The organism is Capnocytophaga stomatis, from assembly GCF_002302635.1.
GTDB classification, from domain to species: domain Bacteria; phylum Bacteroidota; class Bacteroidia; order Flavobacteriales; family Flavobacteriaceae; genus Capnocytophaga; species Capnocytophaga stomatis.
This window is the reverse complement of sequence record NZ_CP022387.1, coordinates 2,779,139-2,801,586: the sequence shown is the minus strand read 5'-3', so window position 1 is coordinate 2,801,586 and position 22,448 is coordinate 2,779,139. Positions and strand designations below refer to the sequence as shown.

The 22,448-nt window shown below is 33.5% G+C and carries 19 protein-coding genes; 15 read left to right on the top strand and 4 right to left on the bottom strand.

Annotated features, from left to right (window positions below; all coding sequences use genetic code 11):
* Positions 1-27: 27 nt before the first annotated feature.
* The 3 genes from CGC58_RS12455 to CGC58_RS12445 form a co-directional block, all read right to left on the bottom strand.
* The gene (locus CGC58_RS12455) at positions 28-822 is read right to left on the bottom strand and encodes an IS5 family transposase (protein WP_095894635.1); all 795 of its coding nucleotides are present in this window, start codon (positions 820-822) and stop codon (positions 28-30) included.
* A 368-nt stretch (positions 823-1,190) separates the two neighbouring features.
* Positions 1,191-1,883 (bottom strand): dipeptidase PepE, encoded by a 693-nt coding sequence (gene pepE, locus CGC58_RS12450; RefSeq protein WP_095897011.1) that lies wholly within the window; start codon positions 1,881-1,883, stop codon positions 1,191-1,193.
* A gap of 47 nt (positions 1,884-1,930) precedes the next feature.
* A complete protein-coding gene (locus CGC58_RS12445; RefSeq protein ID WP_095897010.1) occupies positions 1,931-4,198 on the bottom strand; it encodes a M1 family metallopeptidase in 2,268 nt (755 codons plus the stop codon).
* 148 nt (positions 4,199-4,346) lie between these two features.
* On the opposite strand from CGC58_RS12445, the gene CGC58_RS12440 reads away from it, so the two are divergent.
* The 12 genes from CGC58_RS12440 (at position 4,347) to CGC58_RS12380 (ending at position 17,561) form a co-directional block, all read left to right on the top strand.
* Complete coding sequence (locus CGC58_RS12440; protein WP_095897009.1) at positions 4,347-5,939, top strand: peptide chain release factor 3; 1,593 nt, start codon at positions 4,347-4,349, stop codon at positions 5,937-5,939.
* Positions 5,940-6,010: 71 nt separating this feature from the next.
* Positions 6,011-6,778, top strand: a complete 768-nt coding sequence (locus CGC58_RS12435) for a DeoR/GlpR family DNA-binding transcription regulator (protein ID WP_095897008.1) — start codon at positions 6,011-6,013, stop codon at positions 6,776-6,778.
* 643 nt (positions 6,779-7,421) lie between these two features.
* Positions 7,422-8,816 carry a tRNA uridine-5-carboxymethylaminomethyl(34) synthesis GTPase MnmE gene (mnmE, locus tag CGC58_RS12430; RefSeq protein WP_095897007.1) on the top strand — a complete coding sequence of 465 codons (1,395 nt, stop codon included), beginning with the start codon at positions 7,422-7,424 and terminating at the stop codon, positions 8,814-8,816.
* A 317-nt stretch (positions 8,817-9,133) separates the two neighbouring features.
* Positions 9,134-9,373 (top strand): hypothetical protein, encoded by a 240-nt coding sequence (locus CGC58_RS12425; protein ID WP_095897006.1) that lies wholly within the window; start codon positions 9,134-9,136, stop codon positions 9,371-9,373.
* Positions 9,374-10,092: 719 nt separating this feature from the next.
* Entirely contained in the window at positions 10,093-11,019 is a 927-nt protein-coding gene (locus tag CGC58_RS12415; protein WP_095897004.1) for a radical SAM protein, read from the top strand.
* Positions 11,020-11,045: 26 nt separating this feature from the next.
* Positions 11,046-11,663, top strand: coding sequence for an HAD hydrolase-like protein (locus CGC58_RS12410; RefSeq protein WP_157909268.1), 618 nt, complete (start codon positions 11,046-11,048; stop codon positions 11,661-11,663).
* Positions 11,660-12,391: a polysaccharide deacetylase WbmS family protein gene (locus CGC58_RS12405; RefSeq protein WP_095897002.1), complete on the top strand. Its 732-nt coding sequence runs from the start codon at positions 11,660-11,662 to the stop codon at positions 12,389-12,391. The genes CGC58_RS12410 and CGC58_RS12405 overlap by 4 nt, the downstream gene beginning before the upstream one ends.
* Positions 12,381-13,094, top strand: coding sequence for an HAD family hydrolase (locus tag CGC58_RS12400; protein ID WP_095897001.1), 714 nt, complete (start codon positions 12,381-12,383; stop codon positions 13,092-13,094). Before CGC58_RS12405 ends, CGC58_RS12400 begins: the two co-directional genes overlap by 11 nt.
* The gene (locus CGC58_RS12395; RefSeq protein WP_157909267.1) at positions 13,091-14,185 is read left to right on the top strand and encodes a glycosyltransferase family 4 protein; all 1,095 of its coding nucleotides are present in this window, start codon (positions 13,091-13,093) and stop codon (positions 14,183-14,185) included. Before CGC58_RS12400 ends, CGC58_RS12395 begins: the two co-directional genes overlap by 4 nt.
* Positions 14,166-15,314: a glycosyltransferase family 4 protein gene (locus tag CGC58_RS12390; protein ID WP_095896999.1), complete on the top strand. Its 1,149-nt coding sequence runs from the start codon at positions 14,166-14,168 to the stop codon at positions 15,312-15,314. Before CGC58_RS12395 ends, CGC58_RS12390 begins: the two co-directional genes overlap by 20 nt.
* A complete protein-coding gene (wecB, locus tag CGC58_RS12385) occupies positions 15,299-16,444 on the top strand; it encodes a non-hydrolyzing UDP-N-acetylglucosamine 2-epimerase (RefSeq protein WP_198540734.1) in 1,146 nt (381 codons plus the stop codon). The genes CGC58_RS12390 and wecB overlap by 16 nt, the downstream gene beginning before the upstream one ends.
* A gap of 187 nt (positions 16,445-16,631) precedes the next feature.
* Complete coding sequence (locus CGC58_RS12380) at positions 16,632-17,561, top strand: hypothetical protein (protein ID WP_095896997.1); 930 nt, start codon at positions 16,632-16,634, stop codon at positions 17,559-17,561.
* A 218-nt stretch (positions 17,562-17,779) separates the two neighbouring features.
* On the opposite strand, the gene aroC is transcribed toward CGC58_RS12380, so the two are convergent.
* The gene (gene aroC, locus CGC58_RS12375; RefSeq protein ID WP_095896996.1) at positions 17,780-18,862 is read right to left on the bottom strand and encodes a chorismate synthase; all 1,083 of its coding nucleotides are present in this window, start codon (positions 18,860-18,862) and stop codon (positions 17,780-17,782) included.
* A 194-nt stretch (positions 18,863-19,056) separates the two neighbouring features.
* Between aroC and CGC58_RS12370 the strand changes: the two genes are divergently transcribed.
* The 3 genes from CGC58_RS12370 to glmS all read left to right on the top strand — a co-directional run bounded on the left by CGC58_RS12370 (position 19,057) and on the right by glmS (position 22,418).
* The gene (locus CGC58_RS12370; RefSeq protein ID WP_095896995.1) at positions 19,057-20,037 is read left to right on the top strand and encodes a D-alanine--D-alanine ligase; all 981 of its coding nucleotides are present in this window, start codon (positions 19,057-19,059) and stop codon (positions 20,035-20,037) included.
* A 1-nt stretch (position 20,038) separates the two neighbouring features.
* Positions 20,039-20,497, top strand: a complete 459-nt coding sequence (gene coaD, locus CGC58_RS12365) for a pantetheine-phosphate adenylyltransferase (RefSeq protein WP_095897229.1) — start codon at positions 20,039-20,041, stop codon at positions 20,495-20,497.
* Positions 20,498-20,576: 79 nt separating this feature from the next.
* The gene (gene glmS / locus CGC58_RS12360; RefSeq protein ID WP_095896994.1) at positions 20,577-22,418 is read left to right on the top strand and encodes a glutamine--fructose-6-phosphate transaminase (isomerizing); all 1,842 of its coding nucleotides are present in this window, start codon (positions 20,577-20,579) and stop codon (positions 22,416-22,418) included.
* The last annotated feature ends 30 nt before the right edge of the window (positions 22,419-22,448 follow it).

Here is a 22,448-nt window from a genome sequence, read left to right as displayed (position 1 = left end):
AAGTAACAATTTTAACAGTAAACTTGTTTAAACTTTTCGAATAAATGTTAGTATAATCCCTAGATACAACATAGCCATCCAAGTTGTGTTTAGGGTTTCATATCTTATAATCAATCCTTTAAAACCATCAAGCCACGCAAAACTTCTCTCTATTTTAAACCGATTTTTATATAATTCTTCGTCAAAATAAATATTTTCATTTTGTCCATTTCTGGGATTTTGTTTGATATTAGGTATTATTTCTTTTTCCTGTAAAAAACTTTTTAAGTCTCGGCTATCAAAACCTGCATCTGCATTGACAAACAAGCCTTTATGCTCTATTTTCGCTTCCTCCAAAAGATTCAAAATCTCTTTTAAAACAAAGTCTATATTATTCAAATCGTGATGATTACCGGATTTTGGACTACCCATTGCTAAAATTTGCCCCAAATTATCACACAGAAAGATAGAATTCGTGGTCTTTGACTTTTTTCTTAACTGATAACCAACAGATTGTCCTCCCATTCGACATCGAGTATGACTACCATCAAGTTGGACGCTTGATAAATCTAATTTTCTCCGATTCTCAAGCAACAAATTAAGCCAAATTCGCTTAAAACTACCATCTTTACTCCATTTATTGAAATAATAATAGACTGTTTGATAGCTTATTTTTTGGTCTTTAAAATACACTTCTACCGGAAGTTCCCTCCACTGGCAACCTGTTTTTAATCGTTTGACTATCAGAAGAAAAATTAATGATAAATCAAATTTTGTTTTAAATCCTCTTTTTCCAATACTCAAATGGGAAATAATCCATTTTTTTATTATATCTTTGCTCAAAGTTCCTTGATTTTCATTTTGTTATGCAAAACAAAAATGCTAAAAATTCTTGGAACTTTTAATTTTCCTCTTAAAAAGTTTAGACAGGTTTAGTATATAATACAAGTTATAGAATAATATTTTTACGCATCAAAAAAGCTCAATAAATTGAAATGAGATTCTTTTTATTGAGGTTTTTATTAATTTTATTTCACGATTATTTTAATTTTTTGAGCGAAAAATACAGTCAGTTCGAGTGAATTTTATTGTAGCGTAGTGGAAATAAAATTCGTATCGAGAACTTATTTTAGAACTTCTCGATACGATTTACTTCATTTCATTTTCGTAAATCACTCGAAGTGACGGGCAACAAAAAAGAAAAATTTGACTTAAAAAACCAGTTCGGAAACTTCTTTAGGTTCTTGATTTTTTAAGAATACTCGTGCAGTCAAATCACCTTTGAGAATGATTTTATTATCTTCAACACAAATCCAACTTCCCTCCCGAAGTCCCACAACAGGAATATCGTTTAATTTATGAAATTCTTTAATACGAGTTTCGCGCGTTTCGCCTTTATGTTTACTATTTGGATCAGGGTCAAGATAATGCGGATTCAAATTAAAAGGCACAAGCCCGAGCGTTTTAAAACTTGGCGGATAAATGATTGGCATATCATTGGTGGTTTGCATCGTTTGTCCGGCAATGTTACTTCCGGCACTTGTTCCCATATAAGGTGTTCCGTTTTCAACCACTTCACGAAGTGTGTCCATCAGGTTCAGTTTGTAAAGTTGTGTTACAAGCAGAAAGGTATTTCCGCCTCCTGTGAATATAGCTTTTGCTTCTTTGAGGGCTTTTTCGGGGTTTTCAAATGAATGTAATCCTATGATTTTCTTTCCGATGGAAGAAAAACCTTTCTGAGCAATTTCGGCGTATTCATCGTGCGAAATTCCATTTGGTCTGGCATACGGAATAAATACAATTTCATCGATTCCTTTAAAAAAACGAGCTAATTCTTCTTGTAAATAAGAGAGATATGTCCCTCCGTAAACGGTTGAGGTACTTGCTAAAAGTATTTTTTTCATTTTCTGAATATTTTTATTTGCAATGATAGCAATTGTTTATGATTGCGTTAGTCTTTGATAATAAAAGTGTTGTTTTCTTTATTAATGTCCGCTGTAGCCTTTTGAGGGTCAATGGAAAAAGACTTTATGGGTTCGTTGGAAGTTATAACGTAAGTGAATTCTTTATTGTTCAATCGCCAAACTTGTACGGGGAACTTCATCATTTCCGATGTGTCGTCTTTGTAATTAATTTCCAACAGAATTGGCATTGGCACGCCTCCAAGTTTTTCAAAAGTAACTTCATAGAAATAATTCGGCTGAGGTGATACGGCTTGCTCCTCCAAACTGCGATTATCGGCAATGTAATCACTTAATGGTGTGGAGAGTTCAATTACACTTTTTTCGGTATTTTCTGCTTTATAGGCGGGGTCTTCTTTTGGAACCAAATGTACTAAAGGAACTAAGTCGCTAACCTTGATATTTCTTTGCTGAAGCATTTCTTTAACCTCCTTACTTGGTTGCTCCGAAACTTGATATTGCTTCACGGACTTAATTCCTAAATCCACATAATCAGTGGTATAAAACCAAGTTCTCCAAAACCAATCCAATTCCACTCCTGAAGCATCGCTCATCGTTCTGAAAAAATCTTCGGGTGTTGGGTGTTTGAATTTCCAGCGTTGAACGTATGTTTTGAAAGCAAAATCAAAAAGCTCCGGTCCCATAATGGTTTCTCGTAAAATGGATAATCCTGCAGCGGGTTTGCTATATGCATTTTGCCCTAATTGTGTAATTTCTTCAGGATTAGACATAATAGGCTCCAAATAAGCAGGGTCGCCTGACATATAATTTGTAATTTGCTCAGGAAAACCTCTTTCGGAAGGATAGGACTTATAAGGAGCGATATCTTGCGGATATAATTTACCATATTCCTGTTCTGCTAAATATTGCAGAAAAGTGTTGAAACCTTCATCAAGCCATCCCCATTGGCGTTCATCTGAATTTACAATCATTGGGAAGAAATTATGCCCTACTTCGTGAATAATCACGCTAATCATTCCAAATTTTACATCCATTGGAGTAAATCCGTTCAGATCGGGACGTCCGTGATTCCAGCAAATCATTGGATATTCCATTCCTTGGTCTTCCGCACTGATTGATACGGCTTTAGGATACGGAAAATCCAAAGTGTATTTGGAATATGTTTTCAAAGTATGTGCAACAACCTTTGTAGAAAATTGTTCCCAAAGCGGATTACTTTCTTTCGGATATAACGAAATAGCCATTACGTTTTTACTGCCAATTTTTACAGCCATCGCATCGTAGATGAATTTTCGGGAAGTGGAAAAAGCAAAATCACGTACATTTTGAGCTTTAAACCGCCAGGTTTTCTTGGTTTTAGCTTTATTTTTTTCTCTTGCTTCTGCTTCTTGTTGTGTGGCAACAATTACAGGTTTGTCGAAAGATTTTTCTGCCGAAGCATATCGTTTTAACATTTCCGGCGTGAAAACTTCTTTCCGATTTTGTAACTCACCGGTGGCTTCAACAAGGTGGTCAGACGGAACTGTGATTGAAACATCATAATTTCCGAAAGGTAAAGCAAACTCGCCATTGCCCCAAAATTGCTGATTCTGCCAGCCTTCCACATCGTTGTACACAGCCATACGCGGGAAGAATTGTGCAATTACATACAAGTAATTATCGTCTTTTTCGAAGTATTCATAACCCGAACGCCCACCTGTTTTTTTATAATCACTTATTTTGTAATTCCATTGAATTGAGAAAGTTATCTTTGTATTCGGAGCTAAAGGCTTGTCCAAATCAACACGCATCATTGTTTGATTGATAACATAAGGAAGAGATTTTCCATTAATATCCTTCACGTTTTCTATTTGAAATCCGCCTTCAAAAGGGAGCGTCATAAAAGTATGCACAAACTCTTTCGGCTCGTAGAAAGGTTTTACCAATTTTGTATCTCTTTTTTTCGATGGAGATTCAGCAGCGAACTTATTTTGGTCTAATTGTAGCCACAAATATTCCAAACTTTCAGGAGAATTGTTATGATAAGTAATGGTTTGCTTTCCGTGTAATTTTTGGTTCTCATCATCAAGTTCTATTTGCATAACATAATCGGCTTGTTGTTGGTAATACGCTGGTCCAGGAGCCCCCGAAGCAGTTCGGTACTGATTCGGTGAGGCAAATTCCTGATACATTCTTCGAAAAGGGTTACGCATTCCTCTTTCCGTGTTTTTATCAGGTAAAGCGACTTCCGTATTTTTTTCCTGAGCAAAAACATTCAAACAACAAATAAAAACGACAAATAGTACAAATCTGTTCATCAAATAATATTTTTTGGTGTTGGACAAAGATAAAAATTATATTTCGAACAAAAAATGAAAATGTGATAAAAATACGTTCATTCTTGTATAAATAAATCAAATACGTTAATTTTGCGTTCGGAATCTGTTTAAACAAGAATATTTGTAAATGTCTATACTTCAAGAAATACAAAAACGCAGAACTTTCGGCGTGATTGCCCACCCTGATGCGGGAAAAACCACCCTTACCGAGAAATTACTACTTTTCGGGGGTGCCATTCAGGAGGCAGGTGCCGTTAAAAGCAACAAAATCAAAAAAGGAGCTACTTCCGACTTTATGGAAATTGAACGCCAACGCGGAATTTCGGTAGCGACTTCGGTTTTAGCATTCAATTATAAAGATTACAAAATCAATATATTAGACACGCCCGGTCACAAGGATTTTGCCGAAGATACTTTCCGTACCTTAACGGCGGTTGATAGTGTAATTGTTGTGATTGACGTTGCCAAAGGGGTTGAGGAACAAACCGAAAAACTCGTAGAAGTTTGCCGTATGCGAAATATCCCGATAATTGTGTTTATCAATAAGTTAGACCGTGAAGGAAAAGACGCTTTCGACCTTTTGGATGAAGTAGAACAAAAATTAGGACTTTCGGTTACGCCACTGAGCTTCCCTATTGGGATGGGCTACGATTTCAAAGGAATTTACAATATTTGGGAGAAAAATATCAATTTGTTTTCAGGTGATAGCCGAAAAAATATTGAAGAAACCATTGCTTTTGACAATGTAAACGACCCTGAATTGGATAAAATCATCGGTGAGAAATCGGCTGAAAATTTACGTAACGAATTGGAATTAGTTTACGAAGTATATCCGCCTTTTGACCGAGAAGCGTACCTAAACGGAATGCAACAGCCTGTTTTCTTTGGTTCGGCGTTGAATAATTTTGGAGTTCGTGAACTTTTGGATTGTTTTGTTGAAATTGCTCCGTCGCCTCGTTCCAAAGCCAGCGATAAACGCGTGGTAAACCCTGATGAAAATACTTTTAGCGGATTTGTTTTCAAAATTCACGCGAATATGGACCCGAATCACCGCAACCGTTTGGCGTTTGTGAAAATCGTTTCGGGAACTTTTGAGCGAAATAAACCGTATTTGCACGTTCGTCACGGCAAAAAGCTGAAATTTTCAAGCCCGAACGCCTTTTTTGCAGAGAAAAAAGAAGTAGTTGATATTTCGTATGCCGGTGATATTGTAGGACTTCACGATACCGGAAATTTCAAAATCGGGGATACTTTAACGGAAGGTGAAGTACTTCAATTTAAGGGAATTCCGTCATTCTCTCCGGAACATTTCCGTTATATCAATAATGCCGACCCATTGAAAACCAAGCAATTGGAAAAAGGCATTGACCAGCTGATGGACGAAGGTGTGGCACAGCTTTTCAAACTTGATTTCAACGGACGAAAAGTCATCGGAACGGTTGGTGCGTTACAATATGAAGTTATCCAATACCGATTGGAACACGAATACGGAGCTAAATGCAGTTATGAAACCTTCCCGATACACAAAGCTTGTTGGGTGGAAGAGCCAGAAAATCCGAAAGATGCCGAGTTTCAGGATTTTCTTCGTGTGAAACAAAAATATATGGCTCGCGACAAGCAAGGACAGCGTGTTTTCTTGGCAGATTCGGCATTTTCTATCGAAATGGTAAAACAAAAATATCCAAACGTGAAATTGCATTTTACTTCGGAATTTGAATAAAAATCTGTTGTAAAAGAATTTATAATAAGTTTTCTTGTAATAGTGTTTAAAATCTTTAATAAATAGAAATTATGAAAGCTCTTAATGAACGTCAAATCAAAATAGTAGAAGCTTTAGAGACTACAAAATACATCAGTGTAAATGAATTAAGCGAGAGGTTAAATGTATCTGTAGTGACAATTCGTAAGGATTTAACTCTCTTAGAACAAGAAGGTTATCTTCATCGTACACACGGAGGAGCGAGCAAACAAGGAAGATATGTTTTTGACCAAACCGTCTCGGAAAAAGAAATGCTTAATGTGGAACAAAAACAAAAAATCACAAATAAAGCATTGGATTATGTGAAAGAGGGAGATTTTATCATTCTTTCTTCAGGTACAACGATTCATTTGTTAGCACAAAAACTTCCTGATAATAAAAACATTACGGTTCTCACTCCATCGCTTCGGGTGGCTTTGGATGTTTGTAAAAAGCAAAATATCAATACGATACATTTGGGAGGAGAAGTCCGCAAGAATTCTACTTCCACGATAGGAGCTTTGGCAGAAGAAACACTGAATAATTTTTCTTGCACAACTCTCTTTTTAGGAATCGAAGGAATTGACCTTGATTTTGGTATAAGCACCACAAACGCAGGAGAGGCTCATTTGAACAAAAAAATGTTGGAAAGAGTTGACCAGGTGATTGTGCTTGCTGACGCTTCAAAAATACACCGACGAGGATTTGGATTTATATGTTATGTGGAAAAAATAGATGTGTTGATTACAGATGCTTCCATCGACCCGGAATTCGTTGAAGAATTGGAAAAACGAGGTGTAGAGGTTGTGATTGCTTTATAAAAATAGCTATTCTTTTTCTTTTTTGCTACTAAACTAATTAAATCATCTTTAAGATTGATATATAAAAGGAGTAAACTATTTAATCCTTTTTAGAAAATCAATTAAAATAATAGATGAAATATATAAAACAATAACTGATTTTTCAGTAAAAGACTAAAAATAATTTATTTCACCCAATACAATAAGTTTAATTTAATAAAATAAATATATTGCGTTTGATGTGATAGATTTAAATCAGTAGAATAAATTCATTGCACTCAATGTAGTAAATTTAAATTAGTAAAATAAACTTATTGCATTGGGTGAATTAGTTTAAAAATAATTATTTAAAGTTATTGCATTGAGTAATTTAAGTATAATTTATTAAAATAGATTAATTGCATAAGATGAAATGTATTTATTTTAGTAAATTAAAATAGCTTGAATTTTGGATTTATTTTATAATACATATAATATTCAAAAAATCAATGATGATTTATTAGTTTTTGTTCTGAACTATAAAGAAATAATATGAAAATATAATTTTTTAATCTATAAATAATTAAATTCAATAATAAATTAAAAAATAAAATATTTTTTTGACTATAATCTTTCAATGAATTTAATTAAAAATGGACTTTTAAATATAAAAAATTAGAAAGAAATGAATGAAACTATCATAGCACTGGCAACTGCTTCAGGGAGTGGAGCTATTGCAATCATCAGAATATCAGGTAAGGACGCCATTTCAATTGCCGATAGTGTCTTTAAAGCACATAGCGGAAGAAGTTTAGCTAATTCGGATTCACATACAGTTCATTTGGGCTATTTTTTTGATTATGGAACTGTCATTGACGAGTGTCTGGCTACGATTTTTAAAGGAAAGAAGTCCTACACAGGAGAACCTACGGTGGAGTTTTCTTGTCACGGAAGTAGTTACATCATTCAGCAGGTGATAAAAGTTTGTCTTGCTAAAGGATGTCGATTAGCAAAGGCGGGAGAGTTTACTTTGAGGGCATTTTTAAATGGAAAGATGGATTTGTCACAAGCTGAGGCTGTGGCTGACCTTATTGCTTCTGACAGTGAAGCTTCTCACGCCATTGCGATGAAACAAATGCGAGGAGGTTTTACATCTGAAATCGAAGAACTTCGTGCTGAACTGTTGAATTTTGCATCTTTGATTGAATTGGAACTTGATTTTTCCGAAGAAGATGTAGAATTTGCTGATAGAAATCAATTTCGCACGCTGCTTTCAAAGATTCAGAAGGCAATTAAACGTTTGATGGACTCGTTTGCAACGGGAAATGTTATAAAGAATGGAGTTCCGGTAGCGATTGTAGGCAAACCTAATGCAGGGAAATCGACGCTTTTGAATGCTCTTTTAAATGAGGAACGAGCGATTGTTTCGGACATTGCGGGAACAACGCGTGACACCATTGAAGAAGTATTACACATCGGCGGAACAGCTTTCCGATTCATTGATACGGCAGGTATCCGTGAAACTTCAGATAAAATTGAGGAAATCGGAGTGAAAAAAGCCAAAGAAAAGATTGCTCAAGCCAATGTTTTATTATATCTCTACGATGAGTTAGATAATCAGCCTCAGGAAGTTATCGACTTTGTGAAAGAAGTATATCGAGAAGACTTAAAAATTATTCTTTTGCACAACAAAGTAGATTTATCAAGTGGTGAATTTGGAGAGTTTGACCAAAGATTAAAGTCGGAGCTTGTCCCTAAATACACTGATATTATTTTGGGAATTTCTGCTAAGGAGAATATAAATATTGACATATTGAAATCAGAACTTGCAACGTATGCTGAAAGTTTTACGTCCTCTGCAAACAATATAATTATTAGTAATTCACGTCATTACGAAGCACTTTCTAATGCCCTTTCTGAAATTATAAAAGTTCAAGAAGGTTTGGAAATGAATCTTTCGGGCGACCTTCTCGCCATCGACATTCGCGAAGCCTTGTATCACTTGGGAACTATTTCCGGCGAAGTTACCAATGACGAAGTACTCGGAAATATATTTGCGAATTTCTGTATCGGCAAATAGGATAATGAAAGTCAAGTTGTTGTATATCAATTAAATGCGGAGTTATTTTTCAGATTTATAGGGGATTATCAAATTTTTTTGTGTTACATTTTGATACATTGTATTGTTTATTATTACTTTTTTGAGTTACTAATTTGGATACTATATTGTTTTGAAACAAATTTTTGAGAGTGTACTGAGACACTATGGAGAAATTATCAATCGTAAATACTGCTAAATAATGGAAGATAATCGTAAATACACAGATATTAATTATTAACGCAGAGAGGATAAAAAGTAAGCAGTAGTAATAAATAGACATAAAAATATAATATTCAATGGAAAAAGAAGATATTATTACAACCTTAACCGACGAACAAAAGCAACTATACGACAGTGTTACCACAACTGCGGACAAACTTGATCTACCTCAAAGTTGGGTCGAACAACAACAGAGAGCAATATTGCAGGGGATTCGTATTCAAAATTACAACAGTGGTTTAACGAAAGAGGAAACGATGCGTCAAGCAAAACAACAAGCGTTGAAGATAGCTAAACTATTGAGAAAAGAGAAGTAATGATTTCTAAATAAAGTGAATAGCTAATTATCAATTAGCTGTTTTTTTAATCAGATAAATGTGATGTAACTTTTAGTTTTACAAGTGTTTATCTGATTTTTGTGTTTTACGTTTAAATTACTTGTCGTCTTGAAACAAATTTCGGTTGAGTTTTGCGACACGATAATGTAAAGAAACACAATAATAAAAATGAGTAGTAACATCAGAGTTGAACGTATTTGTGTTCATTGTAAAGAACAGTTTATAGCAAAAACTTTTTACACGAAGTATTGTCTCATAAGTGTAGTCAAAAGGCTTATAAACAAAGGATAAAACAAGAAAAACTTGAAAAAGTAAAGGAAGAACAATCTGTTGAAAAAAAGTTTTGAAAGTTAATAATATTTCTGAAAGTACTGATATAGAGCCTTTAAACAAGAAGATGTATTTGAGTATTTCTGAGGTTTGTGCTTTGATGAATTTAAGTCCTCACTATCACTGATTTTACAGCATTTATCTTCAATAGGATAAATTTCTTTTAAAATGTCATCAATAAACAAAAAATAGCTGTAATTTTGTCTTTGCAAAGCATTGGAATTGTGTTTTTTATAGCCAAACACAAAACTACAAAACTTTTGCTTCGCTTTTTTATTTATAATTAGCAAGTTGGATTATTTAGATTAGCATGAAAAATAGTTCAAAGAATAATTCCGTCCGATATAATGCAATAAAAAAGTAATAAAATGATAAAATATTATAAGGGATACTATATGATAACAGCAAGATGCAATTTATCTTGTTCCTATTGTATACTTGAAAATGCTCCGTATCAATTAAAACAAGAACTTAGTCTTTCTGAAAAGAAGGCTCTCATATACCACTTATACCATAACTTAAAATTTCGATCATTGACTATTTCGGGGGGAGAAGCCTTAATAATAGGTAAGAGTGCTCCTAACGAGTTTTTGCAACTTTTGAATTTTATGAAACAATTTAAGTCAAAAGACCCTGAAAAAAATTTAAATATAAAGTTATACACAAATGGCATCTATCTTACCCAAAATGTAGCTAAAATGATGAAAGGTATTATTGATGAAGTTTCTATCAATATTGACAGCAATAATGACGAAACACTGCTACTAATCGGAAGAAATAGGGATAGAAAAGATAAATATTTTTTAAAAACCATTGAAGTAATAAAAAATCTTTCTAATCAGGAAATAAAAATAAAACTTCACACAGTCATTAGTGCCTTGAATTATCAAGGAATTGCGTCAGAAGTATACTCAATTTATCACTCAATAAAAAATGCAAACGCAATGTTTAATCAATGGAAATTTTATCAATACATGTCCTATGATAACACTGCTGTTGATAGCAAACATCAAATAGACGATAAAGAATTCCAAAAAGTAAGAAAGGAAATTGAAAAAAAATTAGCTGATTTGGATATAAATATACACTTTAAGGATAATAAAGAAATGAATCAATCTCTATTTAACATTTTAGCAACAGGAATTGCACAATATAATCTTCCTGAAAGTACTTGGACAACTACTGCAAGGACAAAGAATTTATTAAACTACAATTCTATGGAAGAACTTATTGAAAGAAATAGAATCGATGCTGAATTATTTGAAAAATATCACTCATATTTTCCACCCAAATAAGATTGACACATAATATGGAGTCCCTTATGATATTGGATTTTGATGGAACAATCCTTGATTCATCAAAGGCTTGGTTTGATATATACCAAGAATATTGTAAAAAATATAATATAACTATCTCAAATAAGGCAAATCGAAAAAAATGCGATTTTTCGTATTCAGATTGTATTGAAGAAATTAAATCAACCATTTTATCTTCACAATATTCGAAACTACTAGATGCTTCTTTGAACGAAATAGCAAAGAATATTTACAAAAAAATAAATCCAAGAGAAGGGTTCATTAAATTTCTCAAGAATAGACATAATTTGAGTTCAAAGATAATTATCATCTCAAAAGAAGAACCTGCTTTAATAAAATCTTACTTAAAACATCATAAAATATTTGAAGTTTCAGAAGTTTTTCAAGATCACAATAACGATCGAAACAAAGTAATTTTTTACATAAACTTATCAAAAAAATATAATTGTAATATACATAATATTACATTAGTTGATGATTCTTATTTACATTGTGTTGCCGGGAAGCAGGCTGGAGTTTTTGTAATCGGCATAAATGATAATCATTCAATTGATAGACAAAATCAAATGAATTCAGTCTGTGATATATATAATAATAACTTTTTACCACTATTAGAGTCATGAGTGATTTAAAATTTGCTTTTACCATTGATTTGGATTGGGCAAGCGAAGCCGTTATAGAATATGCACTTTTACCTGTATTGGAAGATAACATCCCTCTTACTATATTCTCTACACACAATTCCGAGTGGTTAATTTCTCGCTCTATAAATAATCATAATATTGAATTAGAAATTCATCCTAACTTTTGTTTAAATAGTTCACACGGAAGCACCTATGATGAAGTTTTCAATTATTGTAACCAACTACAAACTGAAAAAAAGGGATTCAGATGTCATAGGTATTTTGAAGTAAATGAAATAAACGAATATTATAAGTCAGAAGGCTATAAATATTCTTCAAACATATGTACTGACTTACATTATATTCAGCCTTTTTATAACAGAGTTGGCTTACTATCTATTCCACTATTTATGGAAGATGGCGGCTTTTTGCTTCAAAAACACTCTTTAAGCTTAGAAACTATACTCAAAAGGCTACCTGAAAAGGGGACAATAGTATTTCTCTTTCATCCAATGCACTTAGCCTTTAATAGTAACAATTTTCACACAATGAAAAATCTAAAAAAAAGTATCTCCATTGAAGAGTATCAAAACATTTCCATAGAAACCATTAAGAAAAACAAAAATAATTTTTACGGAATAAATCATTTGCTTTGGGAGCTTATTAAATGGAGTAAAGAAAATATGATAGAGTGTGTACTACTAAAATCTTTAATCAATGAAAAATAGAGAACAAAAGATATTCGTTTTTGATGTTGGCAATACGCTGATTGAAAAGCCAAACAATCATATGAATTTTGAATTAATACAAGATTTATTCACTTTACAGAAACAAGGCAATCTCATTGGTTTGGCAACTATGAGAAATCTGACGATGCTTGAAAAATTGATATCTCAATTACGATTTGATTTTATAATTGCCTTAAATGGGGCTTATGTTATCTGTAAAAACAATATTCTAATTGATAGTCCTATTGATGATTTTGAATTAATACAATTTTTGAATATTCTCAAATCAAAAGAAATTCAATACGAACTGTATAAAAAGTATAATATCACAAATTCAATTGAAGAAGAAGGATGTGTTTATGGAATTAAAATAAAAAATTGCTCGGATCATATAGATTTTTTGAGGGAAAACTTTCATTCTTTTATTTTTTACAGCTGGGAAGATGGTAAAATCTGTGATGTACACAGTACAAATACATCAAAAAGTAAGGCAATGGAACTGGTTTGTAATTATTACAATATCTCACTACAAAATAGTATAGTGTTTGGAGATGGTTTCAATGATATAGATCTATTTAAATTATGCAACATTTCTGTTGCTATGGAAACGGCTCCTGATGAACTTAAACAAGTAGCATCTTTCGTTACAAAGTCAGTTAGCAACAATGGAGTAAGTTGGGCATTAAAGCACTTACAATTATGAAAATACTACTGTTTGCGGACAAATTGCCTCCTAATATCGGCGGAATGGAAACTCATGCAAAATATTTTATAAAACACTTCTCAAAAGAGAATGAGTTAATAATTATTTCTAATAGAAATGGCTGTGATGTTATTGTAAATAATGAATTTCAAACAGTTGAAAAAATAGATTTATTAAATTTTCTAAAATCCTTCGAAAATACAGACTGCATAGTTTTCTACAATAGCGGTTATTGGATTGAATGCTTTAGTAAAATAAAATCCGTATTAAAAAAAGCTTGTTTCCTATATCGAACAGGAGGCAATGAAATTAACAAAGCTCCATTATCTCTAGATATTGCTAGTCATACTGAAAGACAGAATTACTGGGTAAGTACAATTAATCGAAATATTGATTTTTTAATTGCAAATAGCCAATTTACAAAGCTACGACTAATTGAGTTAGGAATAAAAAGTAGTATCATAAGAATAATTTCTGGAGGGGTTGATTTATCTAATATTCAAGAAGCTGTTAATAAAATCTCAAAAACAAGAACCTTGTTGAATATAAGCACTGAGACCTTGATTGTATGTTGTTGTCGTTTCGTTCCATATAAGAGAACGGATTTTTTACTTCGCTCATTTCAATACCTACCTCAAAAATACAAAATTGTTTTAGTTGGAGACGGAGATTTACTTGATGATGCAAAAGTACTAGCAAAAAGACTGAACTTAAATGTACGGTTTTTGGGTAGATTAACTCAGGAAGAAACATTAAACATCATTGCAGCAGCAAATGTTTACTGTCAAGCCAGTACAGATTTACTTGTAGAAGTAAGAGGTGGAAAATATATTCATACTGAAGGTATGGGAAGAAGTCTGATTGAAGCAATATGCAGCGGTACAAGCGTGGTAGTTACTAATTGTGGTGCTGTGGGAGAGTTCATAAATTCTGAAAATGGAATAGTCTCAGAAGATAGTGAAGTAGAATTTGCTAAACAGATTGAAAAAGTGATTGCGTTGCCTCCACTGAAAGAGACATCTAGACAAAGTTATTTGAAAGAATATAGTTTTGAGAAAATTTTTAGCCAGTATGAAAATCTTTGGAGTTAAGAATGTCTTATTAGTTACAGGGAAATTTCCTGGCACCTCTTCTGACACTGATGGAGGAAGTATTATGGTTAATCATTTAATTGATGCTTTACGAGGTGTCTGTACAGTTGATGTTTTATTTACAAGAACATATAATGCTCATTTCAATAACATTAATGGTGTCAGAAAAGTTATTTTTCACACGAATAAATTTAGAGAGAGTAATAAGTTCCTAAGGAGGATAGCAAACAGCAAATGGAATAGCGAATTGATATCACAATTCATACCACAATATGACAAGGTAATAATTATCCATTGTAGTAAAGCTTTTGGTCTAGAAAATCTACCAAAGGAACTGTTGAAAAAGATTATTTTGTTCCCGATGTATTTAACTTCTTCTTATAGAAGATCAAACGAAATTGTTCCAGATGAATATGTGGAAGCAGAACAAAGAATATTATCCAAGATAGAAAAAATTATTTCACCAAGTCAATCAGAAAAAAAAGATATAATTAATGAATATGGTATTTATGAGAAACATATAGTTGTAATTCCTAGAGCTACAAATTTATATATTAAAGGTAAAGTACGATATCAATCGAAAACCAACAAATTGATTTATATTGGGGCAATCAGACAACAAAAAAGAAATAATGATGCAATCATATTACTTTCGAAATTAAAGCAAAAAAACGAAAATTTTCACTTATACCTAGTGGGAGCTATACAAGATGAAACATTATACTCTCATTGTATTGATTTAGCTTTTGAATTAGGAGTTAAAAATAATATTTCTTTTTGCGGAGTATTATCCCAAAAAGAAATAGCTGAGCTATTAAACGATGTAGATATCAATATCTCTGTATCTCGTTGGGAAACGTTTGGCAGAGGTATTTTTGAAGGATTAAGTGCAGGTTTGCCCACTGTCGTCTATGATAATATTGATTGTCTATCTGAATATATTGAATCAGGTGAAGGAATTTCCTATGTTAAAAATGTGGATGATATGGCACAAAAAGTATATGATTTATGCACAAATCCTTATTTTTATCGAGATCAATCACAAAAAGCTATCGAAAGTACTTCACAATTTTCAATAGAAAATCAGAAAGAAAAGTTATTAGAAGAAATACTATGTCTCAAGAGATGAAAACGAAAAAAATAATTGTCGTGGTAGGAACAAGACCAAATTTTATAAAGATTGCTCCTTTGATACCTCATTTTATTTATCAAAAAGCAATAAAGTTCATTATTGTTCATACTGGACAACATTATGACGATAAAATGTCAAGTCATTTCTTTACAGATTTAGATATTCCTTTGCCCAACATAAATTTAGGAGTTGGTTCTGGAAGTCAAACGGTGCAAACTGCCAAAATAATGGAACGATTTGAAAAAGTTTGTCTTAACGAAAGACCTGAGTATGTTTTTGTAGTTGGGGATGTTAATAGTACTATTGCATGTTCATTGGTAGCCGCAAAATTGAGAATTAAAATTATTCACTATGAAGCTGGATTAAGAAGCTACGACAAAAGTATGCCTGAAGAAATAAATCGTAGAGTAACAGATTCGATAAGTGATTTTTATTTCACGACAACAGAGGATGCAACATCTAACTTAATTAAAGAAAACATCTCTAATGAAAAAATATTTATGTTAGGTAATTTAATGATTGACACTTTGATTTCTCAGTTACCTAAGGCAATGATTAAAGAATTCGAGCTTAATAGATATAGTAACTCAAAAGTACCTTTAGTGAGTACCGATTTCAAAGAAAAAAAGTATGGCATTGTAACTTTACATAGATCAGGCAATGTAGATTCAAAAGAATTCCTAACAGACATAATTCAGGAGCTGGGTAGTATTTCACAAAAAGTACCTTTAGTCTTTCCAATGCATTTTCGCACATTAAAAAATATACAAGAATGGAATTTGATATACTTAATAGAAAGATATCCAAACTTATTTGTTGTTGAGCCGTTGGGATATTTGCACTTTTTAAACTTACTTTCTAAATCTTTGTTTGTAATAACTGATTCTGGAGGTATTCAAGAAGAAACGACCTATCTCGATATTCCTTGTTTAACATTACGAGCAAATACGGAACGACCAATAACCGTATGGATAGGTAGTAACAAATTAACAACTATCACAGAATTATCAAACGAAATAGATTTAATTATAAAAGGATTACACAAAAAACGAAAGGAAATCCCAAAATTTTGGGATGGAAAAACAGCAAATAGAATAATAGAACAATTACAAAAAATAGACACATAGTTAGATAAAAAACCGACTTATAAAGACAACAGAAATAAGAGATTTTTCGGAATTTGAAAAATCTTGGAATCAGATAAAATCACACTTGGTCGAAAAAGACAGACAAAAATTACTGACGGAATTGCTCAAGAATTATTATTCAGAAAAAAAATTAGTTTTTTTGAGGTCTTCAATAAAATAATCGACGGTGGTAAAATATCAATTGATTTCAACTTTACTGATTATTGAAAGTGAAGAAGTGAATTCGAGACTGGGTGTGAAATTTATAGACAAAATTAATACTAAAAATTATTTAAATATGGGGTGGGATATTTGTTCTATGGGAAACCACACGCTAGACATTTCAAATATAGAAACATTGGCAAAACAATTGTCCGAAATATTGAAAATCAACATTTCTTGCAAAGCTTTTAAAGATAGGCTTTATGAAGAAAAAGTCGATTTGGGTGAAATTATTTATGATGAAAAAGCAGAATGGTTTACACTTTGGGATGATTTCTATTTTGCTAAAAGTTTGTCCAATAAAACATCAAGCGAATTAAAAGAGTTATTTTCTAAAGGTAAAATATATCAATCGGACATAGAGGAGATAGAAAGTGTAAAACGAGGTTTAATAAAGTATGAACTTTTTTGTGGTAATGATTTAAGAAATAGAGATTTATACGAAATTTGTTATATAGACATAATGAAAGACTTCATTAGTTTTTCAATCATAGAGCCTTTTCGTTGGTTTGGGTTTATCAATAATCTAAAAGAAGAAGTGCCAAGCCCATATTTTCTTGAGTTTAGGCAAAAAAATATCGAATTGTATCAAAAAGTCGGTGCTACAGAAATCATCTATTTCCCAGATCAAGGCTCTGCTCAATTGATTTTGGATAGATTTCAAAATTCCCTATGGGAAGAAATAAAAGAATATGCATTAGAAAAAAAATATTACGAAGAATGTCTTTCTATTCCTTATAGTGACCCTAAAGACCAAGAAGAAGCGAGGAAAGCATACAACGATAAAGATAATTATTTGGTTGTCAATCTGTCAGAAACTTTACGAAGTGGTCAAATTTTTCACTCTGAAGATTGTATAGACATTCTTTATGATGACTTACAGTATGTTCAATAGTATTTATTAAAATAGGCAATGCTGTAAAAATAAAAAAAGCCAAAAGGAGTACACTTTTTATACAGAAGATTTCTTGTCTTTCGGTACGCATAAAGCAATCTCAAAGGCTTTGGAACGCATAACTACTTTAGAAAATCAAAACAAGAAATCAATAATTTAAAATTAGAATTTTAAATGTGCTACTTTTATATATCTTTTACTAATTGATTAACTGTAAATCAATATTTTTTCAGATTATTGTACCCTACTGTTTTATTCATCAAATAGAAATCCAGAATTACCATTGCAGCCATTGCCTCCACAATGGGGACTGCACGTGGCACTACACAGGGGTCGTGTCTGCCTTTGCCTTGCATTTGCACGATGTTTCCTTCTGAATCCAAAGCCGGTTGCGTTTGCATAAGAGTTGCCACAGGCTTGAAAGCCACTTTGAAGTAAATATCCATTCCGTTACTGATACCACCTTGAATTCCACCAGAACGATTGGTTTGCGTGCTTCCGTCGGGATTAAAAAGGTCGTTATGTTGGCTTCCTCGTTGTTTTGTTCCTTCAAAACCACTACCATATTCAAAACCTTTTACCGCATTGATGGAAAGCATCGCCTTGCCAAGCTGTGCGTGAAGTCGGTCAAAAACAGGTTCGCCCAAACCAACGGGAACATTTTGGATGACGCAACTTATCGTTCCGCCTACGGTATCACCTTCCTTGCGGATTTCTTTGATATAATTTTCCATTTTTGAAGCCAATTCCAAATCGGGACAACGAACAGGATTGGTTTCCGTTAGCGATAAATCCAATTCTGTATAATGTTTATTTACAGAAAGTTCCCCCACAGAAGAAACATAAGCCGAAAAACGAATGTCTTTTAAAACCTGCTTGGCGATAGCTCCTGCCACCACGCGACAAGCTGTTTCACGAGCCGAACTGCGTCCTCCACCGCGATAATCACGATGCCCGTATTTCTGCTGATAAACATAATCGGCGTGACTGGGGCGGTACACATCTTTTATATGACTGTAATCGTGCGACTTTTGATTTGTATTTTCAATAATAAAACCTATGGAAGTCCCCGTTGTTTTTCCCTCAAAAATACCCGAAAGAAAACGCACTTCGTCAGGTTCTTTACGCTGGGTAACAATAGCAGATTGTCCGGGTTTTCGCCGGTCTAATTCCTTTTGAATTGCTTCAAAATCAATGGTCACACCAGCCGGACAACCATCAATAATTCCGCCAAGTGCCTCCCCGTGCGATTCGCCAAAAGTAGTAAGCCTAAATATCGTTCCGAATGTATTTCCTGCCATAGTTTTTCTTTTTCAAAAATCTCTTCTTGAAGCAAAAGTAAAAAACAACAAATAATTAACAAAATTTTACTGATTCATTTCTGCACAAATCTCCTCAAATAAATAAAAAAAACATCTTTTAACTTTTTATTAAAAGAATAAATGCTATTTTTGGCACGTTCATAGATTTGTTTACAGAGATTTTTGAAAAGATAATGAAGAAAAAAATAGCTGTTATTATGGGAGGGTATTCTGCAGAGGCAGAAGTTTCTCTAAAAAGCGGAAGTGTTGTTATACAGCATCTTAATAAGGAAAAATACGACGTTTTTCCCATTCACATTTACAAAGAAAAATGGGTTTCCATTGATGGTCAAAATCAGGAAATTCCCGTCAACAAAAATGATTTTTCCATCGAAATTCAAGGAGAAAAAATAACTTTTGATGCCGTTTTTAATGCAATCCACGGCTCGCCCGGTGAAGATGGTTATTTACAAGCGTATTTCAATCTAATAGGCTTACCTTTAACAGGTTGCAGTATGTATGCTTCGGCTTTGACCTTCAACAAAAGGGATATGCTTTCGGTTTTAAAACCTTACGGAATAATGTGTGCACCTTCGGTATATCTAAATAAGGGAGAAAGTTTTTCAACTTGTGAAATTGTTGAAAAAGTAGGGCTTCCTTGCTTTGTAAAAGCCAATAAATCAGGAAGTAGCTTTGGTGTTTACAAAGTATATGAAGAAAACAAATTATCTGAAGCTATTGAAAAAGCCTTTGAAGTAGATGATGAAATTTTGATTGAAAGTTTTTTGAAAGGAACTGAAGTTTCTGTTGGTGTAATTACTTACAAAGGAAAAATAAAAGTTCTTCCGATGACGGAAATCGTTTCTCACAATGATTTTTTTGATTACGAAGCAAAATATTTAGGTCAATCCGATGAAATTACCCCCGCAAGAATTTCTGCTGAGATGACTGAAAAAATTAATATTTTGGCAGAAAAAATATATCGAATATTGAAAATGAAAGGATTTAGCCGAAGTGAATTTATCATTGTAGGGGAAACTCCTTACTTATTGGAAATGAACACTACTCCGGGGCTTTCTGAAGCCAGTTTATTGCCTCAGCAAGCTAAAGTGGCAAGAATTTCGCTCTCAGATTTGTTTGAAAATGCTATCGAAGAAGCTATAAATGAAGTTTAAAATGAAAAGAGCATTATTTCCCGGTTCATTTGACCCAATTACACTCGGGCATTATGACATCATTCACAGAGCGTTGGATTTGTTTGATGAAATAGTAGTTGCCATTGGGGTAAACAACGACAAAAACTATATGTTTTCGGTAGAACAACGCAAAGAATTTATAGAAAAAGCTTTTGCTAATGAGCCTAAGGTAAAAGTAACAACATATCAAGGGCTTACGGTAGATTTCTGCAAAGAAATCAAAGCTCAGTTTATCCTGAGAGGACTTCGAAATCCTGCCGATTTTGAGTTTGAAAAAGCAATAGCTCACACTAACAGAACGCTCTCAAAAATTGAAACGGTTTTTTTGCTTACCGCAGCAAGTACTTCGTTTATTTCATCGTCTATCGTACGTGACGTAATCCGAAATAACGGAGATTATACGGTACTTGTTCCCGAAAGCGTAAAAATAGAACTGTAAAGCGAGTTTTGGATTATCATTCATAAATATTACTGTCTAACTACTTAAAAAAGAACAATCTTAAAATAAAATAAAAATTATGTGTGGAATCGTAGGTTACTTAGGCAGCAGGGCTGCTTTTCCCGTTGTAATTGACGGACTTAAGCGATTGGAATATCGCGGTTATGACAGTGCAGGATTCATTCTGAATTCTGAAAAATTCTTAAATGTAAAAACCAAGGGAAAAGTCTCCGATTTGGAAAACAAAGCAGGAGATGAAGTTCCTAAATTCGGTTGCGGAATGGGGCATACTCGCTGGGCTACGCACGGAGTTCCGAATGATGTAAATTCACATCCTCATCTGTCAAGTTCAGGAAAGCTTGCCATTGTCCATAACGGAATTATCGAAAATTATGACAGCATCAAACAGCGATTATTGCAAGAAGGATTTACTTTTCAGTCGGATACTGATACTGAAGTTTTGGTAAATTTCATTGAATATTTCAAAGAAAAGGAAAATCTTTCTTTGGAAAGTGCTGTCCGTCACGCTTTAAACGAAGTTATTGGAGCGTACGCCATTGCCGTAATGGAAGAAGGTCGCCCTGAAGAAATTGTGGTAGCTCGCTTGGGAAGCCCGCTTGTGATTGGTATCGGCGAAAATGAATTTTTCATCGCTTCAGACGCCTCTCCTTTCATTGAATTTACTAAAAATGCACTTTATTTGGAAGATGGAGAAATGGCTACCATCCGATTGGGAAAACCGCTAAATGTTCGAAATATCATTAGTAATGAAAGTGTTACGCCACTTATGCAAGAACTGAAAATCAGTTTGGAAGCTATCGAAAAAGGAGGTTATGACCATTTTATGCTGAAAGAAATTTACGAACAACCAAAATCCATCTTGGATACAATGCGTGGGCGTTTACTTGAGGATTACACAACCAAATTATCAGGAATTGATAATCACCTTGAAACCTTCCTAAAAGCCAGACGCATCGTTATCGTGGCCTGCGGAACTTCTTGGCACGCAGGATTGGTAGGAGAATATTTGTTTGAAGAATTCGCCCGAATTCCTGTGGAAGTAGAATACGCATCGGAATTCCGTTACCGAAACCCAATTATTCACAAAGATGACATTGTCATAGCTATTTCTCAATCAGGAGAAACTGCTGATACACTGGCTGCCCTGAAATTAGCAAAAGAACAAGGAGCTTTCATTTACGGAATATGCAACGTAGTAGGTTCTTCCATTGCTCGAATCACGGATTCCGGAACTTATACGCACGCAGGTCCTGAAATCGGAGTAGCTTCAACAAAGGCTTTTACCACTCAATTGACAGTTTTAACGCTAATGGCTTTGCATTTAGGACGTAAAAAAGGCACTTTAGATGAAAAAACATATCATACTTTGGCTAAAGACTTGGCTAATATTCCAAATTTAGTAGAGAAAACGCTTAAAAACACTCACCAAACAGCTATTGAAGTGGCAGATATCTACAAAAATGCATCAAATTGCCTATATTTGGGTAGAGGTTTTAATTTCCCTACGGCTTTGGAAGGAGCTTTAAAGCTGAAAGAAATTTCGTATATCCACGCTGAAGGTTATCCTGCTGCCGAGATGAAGCACGGACCTATCGCTTTGATTGATGAAAATATGCCTGTGATTTTCATCGCTCCACTCAAAGGGCATTATGACAAAATCGTATCTAACGCTCAGGAAATCAAGTCACGAAAAGGAAAAATCATCGCCATAGTAACCGAAGGAGATAAGCAAATGGCTTCAATTGCCGACCACATAATTGAAATTCCTGAAGTAAGCGAGGCTTTATCTCCGATTTTAGCTTCGGTGCCGTTGCAACTATTATCGTATTACATCGCCATCAAACGAGGATGCAACGTTGACCAACCGAGAAACTTAGCTAAATCAGTAACTGTTGAATAATCAATAAATTAAACATAAAGAATCAACAAT

What these genes read in the sequence shown, in the direction of transcription:
- pepE (WP_095897011.1), bottom strand. Translation starts at nt 1,883, where the DNA reads ATGAAAAAAATACTTTTAGCAAGTACCTCAACCGTTTACGGAGGGACA.
- CGC58_RS12445 (WP_095897010.1), bottom strand. Translation starts at nt 4,198, where the DNA reads ATGAACAGATTTGTACTATTTGTCGTTTTTATTTGTTGTTTGAATGTT.
- CGC58_RS12440 (WP_095897009.1), top strand. Translation starts at nt 4,347, where the DNA reads ATGTCTATACTTCAAGAAATACAAAAACGCAGAACTTTCGGCGTGATT.
- CGC58_RS12435 (WP_095897008.1), top strand. Translation starts at nt 6,011, where the DNA reads ATGAAAGCTCTTAATGAACGTCAAATCAAAATAGTAGAAGCTTTAGAG.
- mnmE (WP_095897007.1), top strand. Translation starts at nt 7,422, where the DNA reads ATGAATGAAACTATCATAGCACTGGCAACTGCTTCAGGGAGTGGAGCT.
- CGC58_RS12425 (WP_095897006.1), top strand. Translation starts at nt 9,134, where the DNA reads ATGGAAAAAGAAGATATTATTACAACCTTAACCGACGAACAAAAGCAA.
- CGC58_RS12415 (WP_095897004.1), top strand. Translation starts at nt 10,093, where the DNA reads ATGATAAAATATTATAAGGGATACTATATGATAACAGCAAGATGCAAT.
- CGC58_RS12410 (WP_157909268.1), top strand. Translation starts at nt 11,046, where the DNA reads ATGATATTGGATTTTGATGGAACAATCCTTGATTCATCAAAGGCTTGG.
- CGC58_RS12405 (WP_095897002.1), top strand. Translation starts at nt 11,660, where the DNA reads ATGAGTGATTTAAAATTTGCTTTTACCATTGATTTGGATTGGGCAAGC.
- CGC58_RS12400 (WP_095897001.1), top strand. Translation starts at nt 12,381, where the DNA reads ATGAAAAATAGAGAACAAAAGATATTCGTTTTTGATGTTGGCAATACG.
- CGC58_RS12395 (WP_157909267.1), top strand. Translation starts at nt 13,091, where the DNA reads ATGAAAATACTACTGTTTGCGGACAAATTGCCTCCTAATATCGGCGGA.
- CGC58_RS12390 (WP_095896999.1), top strand. Translation starts at nt 14,166, where the DNA reads ATGAAAATCTTTGGAGTTAAGAATGTCTTATTAGTTACAGGGAAATTT.
- wecB (WP_198540734.1), top strand. Translation starts at nt 15,299, where the DNA reads ATGTCTCAAGAGATGAAAACGAAAAAAATAATTGTCGTGGTAGGAACA.
- aroC (WP_095896996.1), bottom strand. Translation starts at nt 18,862, where the DNA reads ATGGCAGGAAATACATTCGGAACGATATTTAGGCTTACTACTTTTGGC.
- CGC58_RS12370 (WP_095896995.1), top strand. Translation starts at nt 19,057, where the DNA reads ATGAAGAAAAAAATAGCTGTTATTATGGGAGGGTATTCTGCAGAGGCA.
- coaD (WP_095897229.1), top strand. Translation starts at nt 20,039, where the DNA reads ATGAAAAGAGCATTATTTCCCGGTTCATTTGACCCAATTACACTCGGG.
- glmS (WP_095896994.1), top strand. Translation starts at nt 20,577, where the DNA reads ATGTGTGGAATCGTAGGTTACTTAGGCAGCAGGGCTGCTTTTCCCGTT.